The organism is Segatella maculosa OT 289 (assembly GCF_000243015.1).
GTDB lineage: Bacteria > Bacteroidota > Bacteroidia > Bacteroidales > Bacteroidaceae > Prevotella > Prevotella maculosa.
This window is the reverse complement of the sequence record NZ_JH594506.1, coordinates 45848-66118: the sequence shown is the minus strand read 5'-3', so window position 1 is coordinate 66118 and position 20271 is coordinate 45848. Positions and strand designations below refer to the sequence as shown.

14 protein-coding genes are annotated in these 20271 nt (G+C 50.7%); 5 read left to right on the top strand and 9 right to left on the bottom strand.

Features of this window, described 5'->3' with window-relative positions:
• Nucleotides 1–97 precede the first annotated feature (97 nt).
• From HMPREF9944_RS09070 to HMPREF9944_RS09060, 3 genes are read left to right on the top strand one after another with little or no spacing between them, the layout of a single operon-like run.
• Nucleotides 98–946, top strand: a complete 849-nt coding sequence (locus HMPREF9944_RS09070) for a M48 family metallopeptidase (RefSeq protein ID WP_008565900.1) — start codon at nucleotides 98–100, stop codon at nucleotides 944–946.
• A gap of 27 nt (nucleotides 947–973) precedes the next feature.
• Nucleotides 974–1879: a DUF1266 domain-containing protein gene (locus tag HMPREF9944_RS09065; RefSeq protein ID WP_008565899.1), complete on the top strand. Its 906-nt coding sequence runs from the start codon at nucleotides 974–976 to the stop codon at nucleotides 1877–1879.
• Nucleotides 1880–1936: 57 nt separating this feature from the next.
• On the top strand, nucleotides 1937–2845 hold the full coding sequence (locus tag HMPREF9944_RS09060) for a DUF1266 domain-containing protein (RefSeq protein WP_008565898.1): 909 nt from the start codon (nucleotides 1937–1939) through the stop codon (nucleotides 2843–2845).
• Between the two features lie 699 nt (nucleotides 2846–3544).
• On the opposite strand, the gene HMPREF9944_RS09055 is transcribed toward HMPREF9944_RS09060, so the two are convergent.
• The 5 genes from HMPREF9944_RS09055 to HMPREF9944_RS09035 all read right to left on the bottom strand — a co-directional run bounded on the left by HMPREF9944_RS09055 (nucleotide 3545) and on the right by HMPREF9944_RS09035 (nucleotide 11552).
• Nucleotides 3545–5551, bottom strand: coding sequence for a RagB/SusD family nutrient uptake outer membrane protein (locus HMPREF9944_RS09055; RefSeq protein ID WP_008565897.1), 2007 nt, complete (start codon nucleotides 5549–5551; stop codon nucleotides 3545–3547).
• Nucleotides 5552–5563: 12 nt separating this feature from the next.
• Complete coding sequence (locus HMPREF9944_RS09050) at nucleotides 5564–8671, bottom strand: SusC/RagA family TonB-linked outer membrane protein (RefSeq protein WP_008565896.1); 3108 nt, start codon at nucleotides 8669–8671, stop codon at nucleotides 5564–5566.
• A gap of 728 nt (nucleotides 8672–9399) precedes the next feature.
• A complete protein-coding gene (locus HMPREF9944_RS09045) occupies nucleotides 9400–9816 on the bottom strand; it encodes a GtrA family protein (RefSeq protein ID WP_008565895.1) in 417 nt (138 codons plus the stop codon).
• A 9-nt stretch (nucleotides 9817–9825) separates the two neighbouring features.
• Nucleotides 9826–10770 (bottom strand): glycosyltransferase family 2 protein, encoded by a 945-nt coding sequence (locus HMPREF9944_RS09040; RefSeq protein ID WP_008565894.1) that lies wholly within the window; start codon nucleotides 10768–10770, stop codon nucleotides 9826–9828.
• The gene (locus HMPREF9944_RS09035) at nucleotides 10767–11552 is read right to left on the bottom strand and encodes a polysaccharide deacetylase family protein (RefSeq protein WP_044113597.1); all 786 of its coding nucleotides are present in this window, start codon (nucleotides 11550–11552) and stop codon (nucleotides 10767–10769) included. The genes HMPREF9944_RS09040 and HMPREF9944_RS09035 overlap by 4 nt, the downstream gene beginning before the upstream one ends.
• A gap of 345 nt (nucleotides 11553–11897) precedes the next feature.
• Between HMPREF9944_RS09035 and HMPREF9944_RS09025 the strand changes: the two genes are divergently transcribed.
• The gene (locus HMPREF9944_RS09025) at nucleotides 11898–12677 is read left to right on the top strand and encodes a glycosyltransferase family 2 protein (RefSeq protein ID WP_008565891.1); all 780 of its coding nucleotides are present in this window, start codon (nucleotides 11898–11900) and stop codon (nucleotides 12675–12677) included.
• A 47-nt stretch (nucleotides 12678–12724) separates the two neighbouring features.
• Nucleotides 12725–13930: a glycosyltransferase gene (locus HMPREF9944_RS09020; RefSeq protein WP_008565890.1), complete on the top strand. Its 1206-nt coding sequence runs from the start codon at nucleotides 12725–12727 to the stop codon at nucleotides 13928–13930.
• A 210-nt stretch (nucleotides 13931–14140) separates the two neighbouring features.
• Here HMPREF9944_RS09020 and pncB read toward each other — a convergent pair whose 3' ends face one another.
• The 4 genes from pncB to HMPREF9944_RS08995 form a co-directional block, all read right to left on the bottom strand.
• Complete coding sequence (gene pncB, locus HMPREF9944_RS09015) at nucleotides 14141–15337, bottom strand: nicotinate phosphoribosyltransferase (protein WP_008565889.1); 1197 nt, start codon at nucleotides 15335–15337, stop codon at nucleotides 14141–14143.
• Nucleotides 15338–16255: 918 nt separating this feature from the next.
• Complete coding sequence (locus tag HMPREF9944_RS09005; RefSeq protein WP_044113581.1) at nucleotides 16256–16636, bottom strand: HmuY family protein; 381 nt, start codon at nucleotides 16634–16636, stop codon at nucleotides 16256–16258.
• On the bottom strand, nucleotides 16633–18057 hold the full coding sequence (locus HMPREF9944_RS09000; protein ID WP_008565886.1) for a C1 family peptidase: 1425 nt from the start codon (nucleotides 18055–18057) through the stop codon (nucleotides 16633–16635). The genes HMPREF9944_RS09005 and HMPREF9944_RS09000 overlap by 4 nt, the downstream gene beginning before the upstream one ends.
• Nucleotides 18054–20228 (bottom strand): HEAT repeat domain-containing protein, encoded by a 2175-nt coding sequence (locus tag HMPREF9944_RS08995; RefSeq protein ID WP_008565884.1) that lies wholly within the window; start codon nucleotides 20226–20228, stop codon nucleotides 18054–18056. The genes HMPREF9944_RS09000 and HMPREF9944_RS08995 overlap by 4 nt, the downstream gene beginning before the upstream one ends.
• Nucleotides 20229–20271: the final 43 nt, after the last annotated feature.

Genomic DNA, 20271 nt, shown 5'->3' with positions numbered 1-20271 from the left:
AACGAAAAAACGTAAAAAAGACCGTGAGACTATACAGATTTACCGATTTTTTATATACTTTTGTTACACGATTAACAGTATATTAAAAAGTTATTGTATGAAAAAAGTAGTATTACGCCTGCTGATTGCAGCATGCTGTATGGTGAGTTCAATGCCGGTGATGGCACAGTTTAATCTTAAAAAAGCCGTCAGTGGGGCTGCAAAGGCAGTGAAAGCGGCGACGCTGACCGATGCCGACATGGCGAATTATGTCAGGGAATACGTCGCTTGGATGGACAAACACAATCAGGTTTGCCCTGAAAAGAATCCCTATACCGTGCGTCTGAAGAGGCTAACGGCAGGCCTGACCAACGTTGAAGGCATTCCTTTGAACTTCAAGGTCTATTATGTTACCGACGTGAATGCCTTTGCTTGTGCCGACGGAAGCGTGCGGGTGTTCTCCTCTTTGATGGACATTATGACCGATGAAGAGCTGCTTGGGGTCATTGGACACGAGATTGGACACGTCGCACACAAGGATTCTAAGGACGCATTCCGCACGGCTTTGCTCACTTCGGCACTAAAAGACGGCGTCTCATCTACCAACGGTAAGGCTGCAGCACTCACTGATTCGCAACTCGGCGACCTTGGAGAAACGTTGCTGAATGCCTCATATTCGCGAAAACAAGAGAGCAGTGCAGACAGCTATGGCTATGAGTTTCTGAAGAAAAACGGCAAGAACCCGTGGGCTATTGCATTGTCGTTTGAGAAGTTAAAGAAGCTCGAAGAGGACGCAGGTTACCAAAAAGACAGCAAATGGAAGCGTATGTTCTCCTCTCATCCCGACCTCGATAAGCGCATCAAGACCATGAGTGAGCGGGCAAAGAAAGACGGATTTGAACGTCCGGAGAACAAGATGCCCGAGAAACCTGCGGCAAAGAAGACTGCAAAAGGCAAGAAGAAATAAGCCGAAATCCCTAATAATGACACCTATATGATAAAGAAAACAACAACAATCCTTCTGCCGTTGCTGTGCTTCGCGGCCCAGTATGCAGCGGCATCCAAGCTTACTGAGAATCGACTGGAAGCTCCCGTAAGCAGCAGTTACACTACGTTATGGTTCATTCTTGCTTTCGGTGGTGTGTTCCTCCTCGTCACCTTGTACAACCATTGGGCGAAAGTGAAGATGCTGTTCCGCATGTTTGGCGGAACTCTTCGCATGGAAGAGGACACCCAACTGACCGAGGACCAACAGCGAAAGATGCTTTTGAGCGGGGTTTATTCAACGCAAAAGAGTTCGCCCATGAATGTCATCAAGACCGGAATGGGCAGGGAAGAACGCCGGGAACTGCTGTCCCGAGCCTACGGAATCACCGATTCGGCGACGGCAAAAGACAAGTTGGACTATTTCAAAGATGCTGGTTCGCGCCGCTTCTTCACCCAAGTTACCGAATCATTGAAGCTCAAAAACAAGAAAGAAATCCAGCAATATATCAGCGAAAGCTTTGAAGATGAGGAGGACATGCAGGACTGTTGGGAGCAAGTGCAATATGCCTTTGCGTCCTTGGAACCGCTGATAAAGGAGCAAATCATACGAGATGAGGCCGACTTTATACGTATCGGACCCGACGCATGGGACGTAGGTAGGCTCGTGTTTGTGGCCCGAATGTGTACCGAAGAGGGCTGGATCACCGAGGAAGAACTGTGGCGTTATGCCGATGCGGCAGACGAAATCGCCCACCGCACGCTCACTTCTTGGGAGGATTTCGGCAAGAGTTACATCATCGGACGCTGTCTGTGGTGTGGCACGGCCAACTATTTCGAGGTGATGACAGGCTACGCCAAGAAGATGTACACCAACCCGAAGAGTCCTTGGAAGCGCATTCCTTTCGCGAAATAAGGCGCAAGTTCACCACTTCCGACTTGAAATTGTTTCACCAAATCAAACATATCATTTATGAAAAAGAGAGTTATCACAAGCATGATGCTGATGTTGTGCCTCGCAGCACAGCAAGTTTTCGCCCTTAGATTCCGTGTCCGGGTTCCCGCAGGAGAGTCCGGTGAATCCAGTGGAGCCGTTAAATGGATTGTCTATGCCATCGTTATAGTGGTGGTTGCCGTCACACTTTACCGCTACTTCTTTAAGGCAAGGGGCTTTCTCCGCCTCTTCAAGGGTGGGTTCCGCATGGATGAGAAGACTTCGTTAACCGAGGACCAACAGCGAAAAATACTGTTGGGCGCCATATATGCAATGTTCGACAAAGGCTATCTGAACTCCGTTAAGACCGGACTTGAAAAAGAAGAACGCGAAGATAGGCTGAAAGAGGATTGGAACATCGATGATCATGACACGGCCGTTGATGCTTTAAACGATTTGAAGATTGCATGCAAGAAAGACTATTCCTCTCATATTGCCGAGGCATTCAAGCTGAAAGGGCAGAAAGCCATAGAGGAGTATCTCAATGAAACCTTTGTAAATCCAAACGATGCAAAGGCGTGTGCAGAGCAGATTGGACGTGCTTTCAAGTATATCGGCAATCTTGTTAAAGAGGGAATCGTAAAGGATGAGGCCGAGTTTTCACGCATCGGCGGCATCGCTTTCGATGCTACTCGCTTGATATCCGTTGCACGTTGGTGTGCAGAATCAAAGTATATCAGTGAGAAGGAACTGTGGGAATATGTTGATTTTGCCGACGAACTGGCCCATAAGTCGCTCACTTCGTGGGAGGATTACGGTAAGAGTTATCTCATCGGCTATTGCCTTTGGGGTGCCGATGGCTATGAATTAAAGTACCGTACCCCCACGGTCAAGAAGCTCATGAACGAACCTGACAGTCCTTGGCAGCACTTCTCGTTCGCAAAATAAGCAGTGCTTTCGTGCAATACAAACACTGTCAACCGATCATAAAGTTCAAATTTCAAACTTCAAACTTCAAAGTCTGAAGACTTAAACTGAAAGATGAGCTTATCATAAAGTTCAAGCTTCAAAGTTCAAACTTCAAAGTCTGAAGGCTTAAACTGAAAGATTAGCTTATCATAAAGTTCAAGCTTCAAAGCTCAAACGTCAAAGTTTCAAAGCTCAAACGTCAAAGTTTCGAAGTTCAAACCTTAAAGAAAAATCCCTTGTCCACCCATTTCGGGGCCGACAAGGGATTTTTTCGGAAGGTTCGGTAGCAGAAACCGAAGAGAAAGTGAGGCCGAGGTCCGCCCCCGTAGGGCGTTGGTTGCATCGCAATGAAACGTCGGGGGAAAGGCACTGTTCATGTCTTCAAGTTCTACAAGTGCGTTGATTGCGTCGCAATCCCGTCAGTTGTGTTGCGCAACATCGCTGTTGGCATGTAGGGACGCACGGCTCGTGCGTCCGCTCCAACCAAGCGTTTCTCTACTCTCCTCACCGCTTTATGAAAGTATTTTCGTTTAAGCGGACGCACGAACCGTGCGTCCCTACATTTTCAGCTCGGCTATATCGGTTTCTAAAATGAGCCATATTGCGCGGTAATATGGCCCATATTACACGGTGAAATCACCCATTTTACACGGTGAAATGGGTGAGATTGGACCGTTATTACCGATAGGCCGGATTCTGATAAGCCGTCTTTTCGGCTGCAGATATCTGCAAAGCGTCGATTTGTCCTTGCGGAATCGGGCGCAGGTAATGGTCTTTCGTGATGGTTCGCGTGATGGTTTGCGGCGTATGGTCGCCCGCCTGAAGTCCGCAAATGGTGTAGGTTGCGGCCTTGGTTGCCCAAGTCTGCGTGCGAACAAGGTCCCACCAACGGTATCCTTCACCAAAGAATTCACGGCTACGCTCGTCGAGTAGGTAGTCAATCGTGATGGTTGCAGGCGTTGCAGCCACCATTTTTGCACTATGATCTACAATCTTTTCGCGCTGACGATTATTGTCATACGTCCACTTTCCTGCCCGTGCACGGATCACATTCACAAGGTCTCGCGCCGTATATCCGCTCTCTGTAGTTGCTCCTTTCACTGCGGCTTCGGCGGCAATGAAGTAAAGTTCGGAGAGTTTCAGCACCGGATAAGGACGCGGACTGTCGCCGTTGGGCTTGCCAAGTCCCTTGTCTCCCGTGCGATAGATGCCGTTCTTCCAGTTATTCAGATAGGCGTAGCGACTGATACCATGCGCACCAATCACCCAATCTGCCCGTCCCGGCAGCACACCGCCGCCCACATTGCTGTATCCGGCAGCGCTTGTTCCATCGCCTGCAGCGTTGATTGCGCCCTTAACGGGATAGACGATGCTGCCCAAGATGGCATCGTCATCGATGAAAGTCAGCACGGAATCCTCTGCATTGATGGGCAACATGTTGGCGTTATAGGCTACGTTTGCATTGCCGTTTCCATCGGAATTGGCACCCGAAAGCTCCCAATTGCCCCGGAACTGATAGGCAAACGTGCCGTCGAAACGCGAGTCGAACGTCTTTTCCTTAAAGGTTTTGGTCATCACTTCAATTGGAGTTGCCATCTCTTTCCACGGGCGGTCTTTCCCTTGAACGGCCTGTCTTTGCACCGAACGGAACTTGGTCCACTTCACAGGATGGCTGGAAGACTCAAGGAAAGTGTAGTCCCATCGACACATCCAACGGGCAAAATTGCCGGGTGAATTGCCGTTTCCCCAATCGAAATTCGTGCCACCATCGTAGTAATTACTGCTTTGTGTGTGGTCTGCATAAAGCAATATTTCGGCATTACGGTCGTTAGTTCCCACATTTACTTGATAGAAACTGGGTTGCAAGGTAAAGGCTCCGGGGTTCTTGATTGCCGTGATTGCAATGTCATAAGCCTGCTGGAAATACCACGAAGCCGTGTGTCCATCGGGGTCAGTACGGTCACATTCGGGGTAAGTAGGAATGCCATTGGGGTTCTGGAGCCACCATCCATAGGTGAGATATGCCTTTGACAGCACGAGTCGGGCAGCCGTTTTCGTCACCCCACCCGTTACTCTTCCCTTGTCAGGAAGGTGGGTTATGGCTGTCAGAAGGTCGGGAAAGATGGCCTTGGTGTACACTTCTGGCACCGTATTTCGCTTGGAAGTGCGAACCGAAGCAGTGTTGAATTTCAGCTGACCCGAGCCTAAATCCAACGGAACTCCACCGAAAGTCTGTACCAATTCAAAGTAGTCAAGGGCACGAAAGAAGTGAGCTTCGGAGAGCATTGCCTCACTGACACCGATTGATGCGCCGTTTTCAAGCACGCCACTTGCCGTGTTGATATCGGTGAAAGCCACGTTCCAGAGCACGTCGGCACGGCAGTTTGTGGCGTTGAGTGCGCCTTTTCCCGACATATCAATGGGCAAATCGTTTCCATTTCCACCGTGTCCGTAGGTGTATTCGTCTGTTCCTGTCTCGTTGGCAATGAGCCAATAGCCATTGCCCCAATAGTAACGGAGGTTCGCATAGAGCGAGGTTATGCCCGATTCTACACCGGCTTGTGTTTGAAAATAGCCGGGCGTGTAGGTCTGTCGATTCACTTCGTCCAGCACATTGGAGCATCCTGCGAGCGAAAGTCCCGTTGCCAAGATGCCGATTGCGATTGTATTATGATGTTTTTTCATCTTTTCTGTCGTTTAAAAAGTGATGTTTACGCCAAGAAGGAAGTTGCGGGTAGCAGGCGTGTTGAAGCCCACAACGAGCAAATGTGACTTATAGAACGAGCCAACGGCCTGGTTTTCGTTACCGTAGGAGTTGGTTTCCGGGTCCATACCCGACTTATTCGTGTAGGGAGAAAAGAGCACAAAGGGATTCTGAACCGTTGCATAAACGCGGGCTTTCGATATACCGCAGGCTTTAAGCCAAGGCTGATTGAAGTTGTAACCCAGCGTGATGGTACGCACTTTCAGGTAAGATGCGCTGAAATAACCCAAGGAATTACCATACTTTGGATTGTTGCTACTCTCGATACCTCCGGGCTTTGGATTATCATTCGTAGGGTTATTCTCTGTCCAATAATCCACTTTAATGTTGCCACGACGCCCACTTAGCATGTTCAAATAGCCCTGTGAGCCATAGATAGTCGATATAAGTTTGCCTCCATGACGATAGGAAGCGACGAGTGAAAGGTCCCAGTTCTTGTAGGAAACACGTGTGTTGAAGCCGCCTTCCCAAGCCGGATCCATCTTTATAATCTGCCTGTCGGCCTCTCCATATGCCCGTTTCGGGGTCACACCATCGGCCTCATATTCACCGTTATAGCGTATTTTTATCATGCCCGCATTGCCTCCCGGCTCTGCAATTCGGCGGATATGCTCTTCATCTTTCTGCCATATTCCGATCTTTTCATAGTCATATACGACGTTAATGGGATATCCGACAAACCACCAATTGCTTTCATCTCGCGTTGCTCCGGAGGCCAGTTCTATCAGCTCGTTCTTGTTGGTATACCAATTAAGTCCGGCTTCCCACGTCCAACCCTCCTTGTTATTGAGGATTGTTCCATTGAGAGATAGCTCAAAACCGCGGTTGCGTGTCTTGCCCACATTGGCCATATAGCTGTTCACACCCGTTGTTGAAGGCAGGTTAACCCCCATTAATAAGTCCTCTGTATTCTGCACATAATACTCCAATGTTCCGCTTAATCGCCCCTTCAGCAGCGTAAAGTCCACGCCGAAGTTCCATGTTTTGGAATACTCCCAGCCCAAAGCTGCGTTGGGAAGTGAACTGACATAAGTGCCAACGGCATAGCTTTCACCGAAGTTATATGGGCGCGTACTGAGCGTTCCCATAGTGGAATAAGGGTTCACAGACTGGTTGGAAGTCTCGCCATAGCCCAGACGTAGCTTCAAAGTCTCAAGCCATTTGACATCTTGCATGAACGTTTCTCGGGCCATGTTCCAGCCCAATGACACCGCAGGATAGGTGTGCCACTGGTGTCCTTTGGCCAAACGTGACGACGCATCTGAACGGAATGCCACGCTAAGCATATACTTATTGTCGTAGTTATACATCAAACGACCCATCACCGACACCAATCCACTCTTGTAATAGGCCTGTTGCGAGGGGTCTATCGTAACGTTCTGGGCCTGTCCGATGTTGTAGAATTGGAAGCCGGCCGGCACCTTTAAGCCATACATATAGGTCTGTTTGAAGACCGTTTGCTCTGCCGAATAGAGCCCGACAGCGTTGATGGTGTGCTTTCCCCAACTCTTATCATAGTTCAAAGTGTTCTCAATCGCCCAGTTGGTCGTGGTATTTTCGCGCGAAGTTGCGTGCGAATCGGCATTCGGAGTGTCTGAGAATACGCCCGTACCCACGTAGTTTCCGTAGTCGCTATGGCGGTAGTTAAGTCCTAAGTTGATGCGGTATTTCAACCCATCTACGCCGGGTATCTTCACTTCTCCATAGAAATTGTTATATGCACCATAGGCTTTTGTCCGGTCTTTGAAATTATCTCCCAAGCCTTCGATGCTTTTCTTGGCATACACCCACTGCGTATCACTGGCCATGTTCACGCGTTCTTTCAGCGTTCCGTCGGCCCTGTAGGGGTTCGTGATGGGCGTCGCACTGAGCGTATTGTAGAGTCCCAACGACCCACCATTGGTGATACTGTAGTTGGCATTGGTGCTGAAGCCCACCTTGACATACTTCCCTATCTCCTGATCAATGGCGGCATGCAACGCATAACGATTGAAGTTCTGCGTCGGAATGACTGCTTCATCGCGGAAATATGATAGACCAAAGTTGTAACTTCCATGTGAAGAGCCACCCGAAACACCGATGTCTTGATTGGTTGTCAGGCCGTTTTTGAACAGCAATTTCTGCCAATCCGTGTCCACACTTCCGGCTTCTCCCCACGCAATCTCGTCCGTTCCGTATTGGTATTTATTGGCATATCGGCGCAATTCCGTGAACGCTTCGGCGTCCATCATGGGATAACGGTGGAACAACGTCTTCATGCCTACGTAGCCATTGTACGTTACTGTGGGCTTTTGATCCTGATAACCCTTGTATGTTGTGATGATAATTACACCGTTGGCACCGCGCGATCCGTAGATGGCCGTGGCCGAAGCGTCTTTCAAAATGTCCATCGATTTGATGTTGTTCGGGTCGATGTCATTGATACTTCCGGCGAAAGGAACCCCGTCAAGCACCACCAATGGGTCGTTACTTGCCGTTAATGAACGCGTACCACGAATGCGAATCTGCATCGAAGCGCCCGGTTTTGAAGACGCTTGCATCATTTGTACGCCCGCAATACGGCCCTGCAAGGCATTCGAAATGTCGCTTCCGGGCACCTCACGCACAAGGTCTCCCCTCACATTGGCTACCGAACCGGTGACCGCTTCACGCCGTTGTGTGCCGTAACCAATGACAACTACCTCGTTCAGGTTGCGGCCCTGCTCTTTCAAAGTCACGTTGAACGTGGCGTTGTTCCCCACGGATAGCTCCTGCTCATCATAGCCGATGTAGGAGAAAACGAGTGTTGCTCCGGGCCGAACCGACAGTGTGAAGCGACCGTCGAGGTCGGTAACGGCTCCGTTCGACGTTCCTTTTTCCTTCACGGTTGCCCCGATCAGTGGTCCCATGGCATCGCTTACGGTGCCCGATACCTTTCGAACTTGCTGCACAACCGACGCGTTTTGCACCGTCGGGAGTGCCGAAACCTGCTGCGTTGCCAATGTCCCGGCGACGGAACACAGCACGATGAGCAAGGTTGATGGTTTGATGTTTAGGTTCATAACAGTGTTTTTTGAGAAATGAATACGTTGTTTTTAGTTTGTTTTTTAAGCGATGATAGAGCGGAATACCCTGCACGGTGGCAGCTATTCCATGTCCTTTCGGACTCAGAAAGTAACGTGTCTCATGTTGGTTTTAATTGCGTTTAGGTTATTGTTCAGGCTACAAATATAAAGAAAATCATGATATGTTCATCATTTCCAGCCGATATTTTTTTCTTTCCACGCTGTTTTTTTCGCTCATGGAAAACCAAGTTGCGAACGACCCGCCCTTGTATTGAAATCACATCATGCAGGATTGGTTGGGCAGACGCACGGCCCATGCGTCCCTACATGCAGCCAAATGGCTATCAACAACTTACGCCTTGCGTTCCAATCGCAGCCATTTTGCACGCTAAAATGGGTGATTTCGCACGGTAAAATGAGTGAGATTACACGACGAAATGGCTGAAATTAGATTGTTGAATGGCAGCAACAGGCATGTAGGGGTTTTGACTTTGAAGTTTGAACATTGAATTTTAACCTTTATGATTAGCTGAATGATAAAATGGATTGTTGACAAGAGGCATGTAGGGACGCACGGCTCGTGCGTCCGCACAAGAAGAATGAAACACAAATGCACGATTATTAAGGCGGACGCACGAGCCGTGCGTCCCTACAAGCGCGTAAACAATCAACTTGTTCACCCGTTTACGCGTCAACTGTCAACTGAATTCTTTCTCATTGAACTTCTATCGGGCCACCTTCTGCCTGCGAACGAACACCAACCTGAGCAACACAAAGTTGATGGGAACGGCTATCAGCATCACGAGAATGGGCGAAAGCCACTTACCCGCGCCCAACCAAAGGAAAAGGTTGAACAATCCTATCTCCAAAAGATAGTTCAGCAGGTGGCTACCGGCAAAGCCTGCGGCGTTGCCCTTCGTGGGTTTACCTTTGAAAGTGAAGTAGGTGGTGAGTCCGTAATTGCAAACCAAGCCCACGACATAGCCGGCCGTATAGGCAAGGTTGGCCTCGGCGACGAGCAGACACAGGCAATAGATGCCATAATGAATGGCCGAACAGATCGTTCCGGTGATGCCGAAACGGAACAATCGCCAGAAGTCTTTCTGCCAACGCAGCCAAAGTCGTTTGATAAAAGCGGTCATTCGGGCTTGCTACTTCAATATCTCACTGATGTTATAAAGCGGGCGTTGCTTCACTTCCTCATAGATTTTGCCGATGTAAAGGCCCACGGCTCCGATCGAAACCATCAGCATTCCGCCGACAAGCCACACGCTGAGTATGAGCGAAGCCCAGCCAGCTACCTCCGTATGACTGATGAAGGCATGAATGACATAGGCCAGAATACCGAGGCTGATCAGCAGGAACACGAGGCCAAGATAAATCACATAGTAAATCGGTTTCACCGAGAACGACGTGATACCGTCAAGGGCCAAGCCAAGCATCTTGCGCAAAGTGTATTTTGAATGCCCTGCTTCGCGCTCGCTGATGGGGTCGTCTACGGTTGTTGAACGGAGTCCGATGAGTGGGATAAGACTGCGAAGATAGAGGTTACGTTCCTTATATCCCGACAGCATCTCCAAGGCCCGGCGACTCAACAGTCGGAAGTCGGCATGATTAAAGATGCTGTTCACGCCCATTTTCTCCTGCAGATGGTAGAACGCTTGCGCTGACATTCGCTTGAGCAACGGGTCGGCCTTGCGCGAAACCTTCACGCCATAGACGATGTCATTGCCTGCCATGAAGTCGTCAACCATCTGCGGAATGCACGTCAGATAGTCGTCTTGCAGGTCGGCATCGAGCGTAATCACGGCGTCGGCCCAGTCTTTTGCCGTCATCATTCCGGCCATAATGGCGTTCTGGTGGCCCACGTTGTGCGCCAAGTTGATGCCCCGGATACGCGGATTTCGGGCATGTAGCCGGGTGATAATCTCCCATGTGCGGTCGCGACTGCCGTCGTTGACGAAGACAATCAGCGAGTCTTCCGCGATTTTCCCTTGACGAATAAGGTCTTCAAAGAGTGCCGTGAGCCGGTCGGCCGACTGTTCCAACACCTCTTCTTCATTGTAGCAGGGTGAGACTGTGGCAAGTTTTATCATACGGATTTCTTCTGTCGGTTGACGAATTCCATGAATGTGACGAACGCACGCCCGTCATTTTTCATGGCTTTGATAAAGCGGTCGAGTCGCTGTTCGAGTGCTTTCCTGCTGTGATTCTTGATGATGAACGGCATTTTGAACTCAGGATGGTGCTTCAAATCATAGAATTCCCAAGGGTGGAAATAGGTAACGAAGTAGCCATCGTGGCGCAACACTTGGCGAACCAAGCTGCGATAGAGCCATTCGGGGAAGTTATGAAGGGCCAACCAAAAGAGAGGTATGCGCAAATGTGGGCTGACACTGGCCGGAATCTCCATGACGGGGCCACGCATGAACCATGTCCTTGGCGTCGTGAGGTGCATATATCGGCCGGGAATAAAGGCCGGGTTCAGCGATGAATTGTAGAGAAATCCGGCCCGTTCGATGTCGTCATCCGACACAGGGAACATGCGGGGCTGCCGATATCCTGCCACTTTCACGCCCGAAACCCGCTCAACAATCTCCTTTGAACGAAACACATCGTCTGCCTTCGGCCGCCAATGATCAACGCCGTGGCAGGCAATCTCGTGCCCTTCGGCCTTGATACGCGCCATGATTTCGGGTGCTTGTTCGGCAAAGTTTCCTGTACAGAAGAACGTAGCCCGCACGCCGTTGGCCTTCAATATATCGAGAATCCGAGTGGTTCCTTCAACAGAAACGCGCATTCCTTCTTCGAGTGAGAAGTCTACACCATGCTCGCGAGGCACGTCAAACTCCTCGGTGTCAAAACTCAACAATATCATATCATTCCCGTTTTTACTGTTCTTAAATGCCTGTTTTGATGCTTCAAAAGGCTTTTCCCATGCGCCTTGTTCTTCGGCCTCCATCGTTTTGGGTCCCGATTTTGGCCCCGATGCAATGCGATGTTGCCTTGTTCGTGCCCTATCGCCCAGTTGACAGCGCACCATTTGGCCGAATTTTCATCAATCACAAGGCAAAAGTAGTAATAAACTCCGATAAAACCATGACTTTGAACGGATTATTTTGCGGTATGAAAGAACCCACCCCGACCCTTATTTTGGGCCACGAAGTTTTTTTATCGGACCGAAACAAGAGCGGAAAAGAATATAATTCGTATATTTGCAAACATGAACGGAAATGAAAAAATCACGGTTGTCATCAACACCTACAATGCGGAGCGACACCTGAATGCCTGTCTTGAAGCGGTGAAAGACTTTGACGAGGTGCTCATCTGCGACATGGAGAGCACCGATCGCACGCTCGACATCGCGCATTCCCACGGTTGCAAGGTTGTCACCTTCCCCAAAGGCGAACACCGCATTGTTGAACCGGCCCGCCAATTTGCCATCGACAGGGCAGAAAATCCGTGGGTGTTGGTGGTCGATGCCGACGAGATTGTGCCCTGCGCCTTGCGCCATTATCTCTATGAAGCTATTCAAAAGCCGACCGGTTTCGCCGCGATTGCCATTCCACGCAAGAACTATTTCATGGGAAGAATGATGCACAGCAGCTACCCCGACTATGTGCTTCGGTTCTTGAAACGCGAGCATTGTCATTGGCCGCCCGTCATTCACGCCTCACCGGAGGTAAACGGGCGAGTCATCAAGATACCTTCTGCGAGGCAAGACCTTGCCTTTGAGCACCTTGCCAACGACACCGTGGCCGACATCATTGCGAAAAACAACACCTATTCTGACTATGAAGTGCCCCGCCGACGCAAGAAAAACCATGGCATCATGGCCTTGCTTTGCCGCCCGGCTTTCCGCTTTTTCAAGTCCTACTTCCTGAAACGGGGTTGCTTGGACGGCCTTCCGGGATTGATACATGCCGTGCTCGACGCTGGTTATCAGTTCGCCATCGTGGCCAAACTCATCGAAGAAAGGCAGGAAAAACGGCACTCTTCATAAACCTTAACGGCTCCCCACACCGCCTTAATCCCTATTGACCATTCATTATGCTGCACGAACAACCTACAACCGACTGGCAACCGCCGCTCCGTATCGTCTTTCTCATGTCGCGATTTCTCGACGGTGGGATTGATACCGTGCTGACAGAATACCTGAAACACCTTGCCCAAGATGACCGGTTTCAGCTCACCCTCGCTATTGCAACGGCCATGGGCCACCTCGAAGTCTATGCCCGGGAGGTACCAAAGTGCGTGAATGTCGTTTATTTCTCACGGTCGAAAGTCCTCACATACATTCCCCAAAGGCGTGCACTCAAGCAGGCTTCGCCCCTTGCAAAGGCCTTTGACGAACTCGTTATCAACCCTGTTCGCCGCTACAAAGCACGAAAAGCGATTGAGAAACTGGCCGCCACGACCGATATTTTCATCGATTTCGACTGCTGTGCTTATTCGTTTCTGCGCCCCATACACGTGAAAAAGATTGCCTTCTTCCACTTCAGTTTCGCGCAGTCTATGCAACAAAACGCGCGAAGAATGCAGCGGATAGGTCGTGAATTGGAGCATTATGACCGGGTCGTGACCATTTCCAAGGCCATGAAAGCAGAGGGAATCCGACTCTTTCCCCGCCTGAAAGCAAAGCTGGATGTGATTTATAACGCGAAAGACCCGGTACTTATCCAACGGAAAGCGGCCCAAATACCCACCGATGAACGCCTCGAACGACCTTTCATTTTGGCTGTCGAACGATTGGAAGAGTCGCAGAAAGACCTCACAACCTTGCTGCGGGCGTATGCCATGTTGCGCGAGAAATTCGGGCGCGAGGAGTGGTTATACATCATCGGGAAAGGTAAATCGGAGGCCGAACTCCGCCAAACAGCCCACGAATTGGGCATCGATGACCGCACGGTGTTCCTCGGTTTCTGCGCCAATCCCTATCCGTGGATACTGCAAAGTAGGCTGCTTGTGCACAGTGCCAAGTTCGAAGGACTGCCAACAGTGCTCGTCGAGGGCCTCTTGCTCAACAAGTTGATGGTGGCAACCGACTGCCCTACGGGGCCAAGAGAAATCCTCGACGACGGCAAAGCGGGCCTGCTTGTACCCGTGGGCAACGCAGAAAGTCTTGCCAAAGCGGTTAATCGACTGTTGAGCGACGCCCATCTGCAAGCGGAAATCCTTGAAGGTGTGCACCGTCGGGCAGCCGATTTCACTTTCCAAACGGTTGACCATCAACTCAAAAAGCTGTTGGAAAGGTAATGGAGAAAGCCTCCCCCGGCCCCTTCTGATACCCACCCCGGCCCTCCCAAAGGGAGGGAGCGCGAGCAGAGAAAACCTCCCCCGACCCCTCCAAAGGAGGGGAGAGCGAGCTAATAGCATTCTCATAGATACTGGTTCTCCCCTTACAAGTTCGCTCTCCCTCCCTTTGGGAGGGCCGGGGTGGGTGTTAGGAGAGTCGGGGGAGGCTCCCTATATATGCAAAGCCTCCTTGAATCGCTTGATAACTTCGGGCTTCCCGGTGTGCTTTCCGGGGTCTTCCGACAGCTTACACGTGTCGTTATAGTAGGGCCAACGCTCGGTTATCTTCGCCCCGACGAGCTTGATGACGATGTTCATCGGCTCAATTCCCTCGAAATCATTGGTGAAATGGGTGCCGATACCGAATGAAGGCAAGCAGAGATTACGGGCATATTGCTGGATTTCGATAGCGCGGTCGGTGTCCAAAGCATTGGAGAACACCACCTGTTTCGACCGGGAATCAATGCCGAACGAACGGTATTTTGCAACGATTTTCTGCAACTGTTCGTAGTCGTTTCCCGAGTCTATGCGCAGTCCTTTGAACAGGTTTGCGAAGTCTTCCGAGAAGTTCAGCGCGAAGATATCCCAGCCGAAGGAATCGTAAAGATAGGTCCCAAGGGCACCACGGAACGTATTTCGCCATGCGTTCATGGCCAGATGGTTGGCCATTTGCGGTCCGAACATGCCACCGATGGCGCAGATGAACTCATGTGCCATAGTGCCCACGGGCTGCAAATCGTGTAACATGGCGATGTAAACATTACTGGTTCCGACGAATTTCCCTGCCCAATCGTGGCTCAACGCACTGTCTTTCAAGGCTCTGACAGCCGTATCTTCGGCCTCGAAAGAGGCACGGCGACGTGTTCCGAAGTCTGAAAATACGCAGCCGGCAGCCAACAATCGGTCGGCCTTTTCACGTGTTTTCTGATACAACCGCTCATAATTCAACAGCTCCGTTTGGCCTGTCATCATGTAGAAAAGCTCGGAAATCATGGCCAACACCTTTACTTCCAAGAGGATCGTGTCTGACCAACTGCCCTCGAACTCCACGTGCAAGCGACCTTCTTCCTGCCATACTTTCACCCATTCGCGCGAAAACCGATAGCCACGGAGGTATTGAAAGAACCAATGGGGCATGAACGTACAGCGCCGTTTCATGAAGCCTATCTCCTCATCTGTGATGACCACGCCCTCCAAGGCCTCGATTTGGCGGCGCAGTTCGTCGGCAAAGCCATCGGGATAGACCGTGTCGTTGCGGTCGACAAACTGATAACGCACCTGTGCACGGGGATAATTGTCGATGACGGCACAGCACATGGAGAACTTATAAAGGTCGTCGTCGGTGAAATGGTTGATGATTTGTCTCATTGTTTCTACTCCTCTTTTGCCTGCAAATATACGATATTTACCCGAAGTTCGGGAAAAGTTCCTCTAAAAATAACTCCAATTGCCTGCTATTTTCAATGTGCACGGGCAGTGCCTCATGGCCGAACTGATGCGTAAATGGCTGATGGGGCGAGCGATTCGAACGCATGTACGGACCTTGACTTTGAACATTGAATTTTGAACTTTGAACTTTGAGGTTTTTAACTTTGAGTTTTGAACATTGAACATTGAACTTTATGATTAGTTCTATTAAAAAATGATTTGCAGGCAAGAGGCATGTAGGGACGCACGGCTCGTGCGTCCGCCCTAATAATCGTGCATTTGTATTTCAATCTCCTTGAGCGGACGCACGGACCGTGCGTCCCTACATGCCTATCGCAGCCATTCTGCAATTCAATCTTAGCCATATTGCGCGGTAATTTCAGTCTTTTTGCATGGTAATATCAGTCATTTTGCCATGCTGTCTCAGTCATATTGGTTCGCTTGCGCTGTGTTGCCTCTCCCAACCAACGTTGCATGCGACACAAGGGGCATGTTTTTCGGTTTCGTCTGCATGCAAAGATACAAAATTCTGCAAGCGATTGCAAGACTTTCGCAGATTTTTTTTATGACCCATACAGCCCGCACTGTTTTTTAAGCACAAAAGCGGAAACGACGGCGGCGACGAAATTAAAAATCAACTTGAGGAGAAACGGCGACGACGGCGACGCTTTCTACTTCTTTTTCTTCGTCTTTCTTTTCTCTTGATCATTTCTCTTAGGGAGCATAACCGGCTGATTATCAACCTTTCCATTTGTAAATAAATGTAAAACGCTGGTTGTTTAACATTAATTTACGCAACATTTGAACAAAAAATCAGACAAAAAAACGGTCGAAAAAACAGTGTTTTGGAAGTCCGTTTCATTGAAAATCATCGACCGTATATCCGCTTCGGGGTGCCTCTTCAACCGAAGGAAACGCACGATCGAGGACTTGCAGGCCCCCTTCGCCCACGCCCGAACTGCCGCTGTTGGTCCTCAACAGGTCGCCACACACGGCAATATCCCAGTCGGTGCGCTGTTTCCAACGGGCATCTTCGTTGCCATCGCCGAACAGGCTCGTGCCCACAATCTTCCCTTGTTCCAAGGAATAATAAGTCCAATGGGCATCATCGACCGGCAGCGCCAGCTCCCCTTGCTTGCCCACCGGCGAGTCTGCAGGCGACACATCATGGTCTTCACCACACGAAGCGAGCAAGAGCGTTGCTACGAGAAGCATGAAAAAGAACCTTTTTTCCATCATTTCAAAAGGGTATAAGTGAGTCGTGGACGGTCGGGCGAGCCCGTAAAGCACAGCTTGGCATAGTGTCCGGCGGCTGTGCGCAGCAGGAATGTGCGCGTGTCGAGCGTGCCTTGTGGCGTAACAGCACTGTGGCGGTTGGCCGAGAAGTGCCCGGCATGGCGCAACTGCACGCCGAACAGATTGCTTCCGAGTGCCAACGGCGTGCCCGAAACGTTGCGGCAGACATACTCTTTCGGGGCGTCGGCATCGCGATAGTCGAAAACAGAAAGATATTCAAGCGTTCCTTCCCCGTATTTCCGACCTTGTTGCGAACGGATAACGTTCAGAAAACACTTGCCAAACCGGTGCGCAGGCGAAGGAAGCAAGCCCGAAACATCGAGTGCAAGTTCCATGTTTCCGCCCTTATCCGACGTATAACTGCCCTGCATGCTGTAGTCTCCGCCCTGATTATCGAAGATGACACTGTTGTAACGTTGCAGCATAGAGGTGGAAAAAGGATTGTCAGAGGCCCCGTAGGTCAGCGAAAGATCGTTGCGCGAAGTGTAGTTCAGCCGCACTTTATACACGAGGGAAGGGGCATGGATACAAGCCTCGCACCCCAACATCGTGCTGCCTAACACCTGTTCTGAGGCCGATGAGCGGTGCGTAAAGAAGCGGTAAAGCAGGTAGAAGCGGCCATTGTCGCCCCAGAATGTGCCCCATGAGTTCACAACAATGAACGCCCCATGATGCAATGTGCCGTCGGCGTCGGTGTATTCCACGCGGTCGTCATAGCCAACAATGGTCATGGCGTGTGCCCCGGTCGTGGCAAGCGACTTGAGCAGGCTGTGATATCCCGTCATGCTCGGCCCTTGATAGTTGTTGTCGATGAGCCATCCGATGCTTCGGGTAGAGAAGGTGAGCACGCCTCCCGAGCCAATTCCGTCGCCTTTGTCATAGAGATAACGCTTTATCGCTTCTATCTCGGCATCGGTGGTACAAGGCAACGAGCGGATTTGGCGCACGCGATAGCGCATGGCACGCAGGTATTTGTCGAAGCCCGAAGCCCATTTGAACTGCGTGGCCGAGGCATATCCGTAGTCGGCATTCGTCATCACACCGTAGTTCTTGGCGATGGTCAGCCCTTCATCAACGAAGCCTCCGGCATCTTCTCCGCCGTTGACGAAGTTCCATGTAAAGAGATAGGCAAACGTGTTGGCCTCACTTGCGGCAGCATTGCGCCTCAACAGGCGGTTGACCTCGTAGGTGAACATGTAGCCAATGCCTGAGGCTTGCGCGCAGGAGCCCCCTTTCTGGTCGATGATGGGCGGGAAAGCGGCTGCCTTGGAGTTGTCTACAGCCAAGGGAAGCGGGGCAAACGAGGGCGCGGCCGCCCCCATATTCAATGCCCACAGCAGTAGAAAGAGCAGCGTGCCTCTCATTTCAAACGGTTGTAGGTCTTCAAGGCTTCTTTGCGAACCGGCTCTGCATAGCGGCTGTCTTCACTGCAAGCCTTGGCAAAAGCTGCAATGCGAGGAGCCATATAGGAGTAGCGTCGCCAGCCCAAAGTCTCGAAGAGGGCTACTTGAATATCGGGATTGTCGCACTTCTCAAGGTATTCCAACAGTTGAGGAACATAGTAGGGCGGACAATAGTTGCGTGAGGTTCGGATGCTCATCAGGCGACGTTTGATCGGAGTATCGCTGCCAATGATGTTCTCCATATACTCCGTCCATTTACCGGCATTGTTGTTTATCGCCTTTTCTATGTCCTTTCTCACTTGGCTTTTCTGCACATAACGCACCTCGGGTCGATCGAATTGGCGGGCAAATTCAGCCAGCAGTGGTTCTTTCCGGAACATGGTCATGGCGTTCATCAGGCTGAAATTGCAACGTTCCGAGGTGTTGTTTGAGATTGATTTGCCTATCAAGGCCGGCACAAGGCGTTCATCTCCGCTCTTCCCGATGTAGTTGATGGCAAAGCGTTGCACGAGTTCATAGCTGTCATCGACGCCAAGTTTCATCGCTTCGATGAAGTTGTCATCGCGTGCTTCGGCCAATAACACCAAGGCCTGCAAGCGCACCAAGGCCGATTTTGACGTGCGGAAGATGCGCAACAGCTGTGCCGAAGAGAGCTTGCCTTGCTGCCATAGCTTCTCCATGGCCATCGAGCGAAGGTCGGACAGGGTGTTTTCGCCGATATATTTCTGCCACCTCACAGGGTCGTTCGAGGCCAACAGGTCGTTCACCTCTTCCATTTTCACGGCCGGAGTGAAGGCAAACGTGGGGTCGCCGATGCAATGTGACTCCAGATAACCGCTGAAACGGGCCACGTTGCCCACATACATTCCGAGACCGAGCAGGCCCACATAGCGGTCGGCCCACTTGTCCTGAAGAACGTTTACGGTGTTGGCAATGCAGGCAATCGTGTGACCTTGTCCGAAGATATACTCATCGGCGATGCAGTCATCAAGATGAAACGAACCGTTGAAACAGGCATCCAACACCACAACACGGCAGTCGGGAGCATACGAATAGGTGGAGAAATCTGCAAGCACAAGGTCTTTGTTGACCGCAGAAAGCGAGTCCTTGCGAACGACTGCCGGCTCGAAAGCATCTGAAAGCCACGTGGCCGGAATGTCAAAACGCTTGCATAGCACCTGCGTCACACTGTCCTTGTCCTGTCCTTTCTGCACACGTGTGCGCAGATAGTTGCGACAATATTCCCTTATCACGGCCTTGGCCTCCTCCGAAGAGGCTATCTGTGGTGCACCATTCAAGTATTGCGTGTCGGGAGCGCCGTGGTGATGGAGCATCGCAAAGTCGAGTTCCGGCCGCTGGAGTTCGTTCATCAAGAGGAACTTCACGTTGTCTTGTTGGCTGTGATCAATGTAGCTGATGCCATCTTTTTGTGTCTTCAGCCATGGAAAATGTTCATACCAGCCCAATTTCTCATCCATGCGGGCCTCCATGGAAGCCGAGATATAGCCGTGTCCGCTGAAATACATCATTTGGTCGAACCTGTTGTGGCGTTGCTTCTCGGCTGTAGCCTTGCGCAGATAACGGCGCAACTGCTCGTAACGGAGCGCACCCTTGGCCGTAGGACGAATGCGACCGGTGAACAGTTCGGGCTGAACTACCTGTGCAGACGAGGCAGAAAGTGAGTAATAGAAATAGGGATTGTCATCGTCTTTTCCGATATATTCGAACCGAAGGTCAAAGTCATCGTAGTATCTATCCGATGGAACAGACGACTCTTTCCGGTCATGTTGCTGGTCCATCTTAAAGGCACTCGTGAGGTGTTGCGCGTCACGTATCATGGCAACCGGTATGTCTCCCATGAGCACGGCACCGATAATACCGTCTTTTTGGCGGTAGAGGCGGTACAGTTCCTTTCGGATAGAGTCGGGAACGCCCCACTTGTCGATGACGATATGCACCTTCAGGCCCTGCAAGGTCTCTATGGCATGCGCATATTCATTTATCTCTGTCTTGGCCTCGGCATGGCTCTTGGGGTCTACAACGATGGCAAACCCATGCTTTGCCGGGGCTGCCTGCATCATTCCCGCAGCCGAGAGCCACGCGAGCAGCAGGCCGATTAAACGCTTTTTCATCTTGTTTCTTGTTTTCATATTGTTCATTAAAGATTTCATTGCT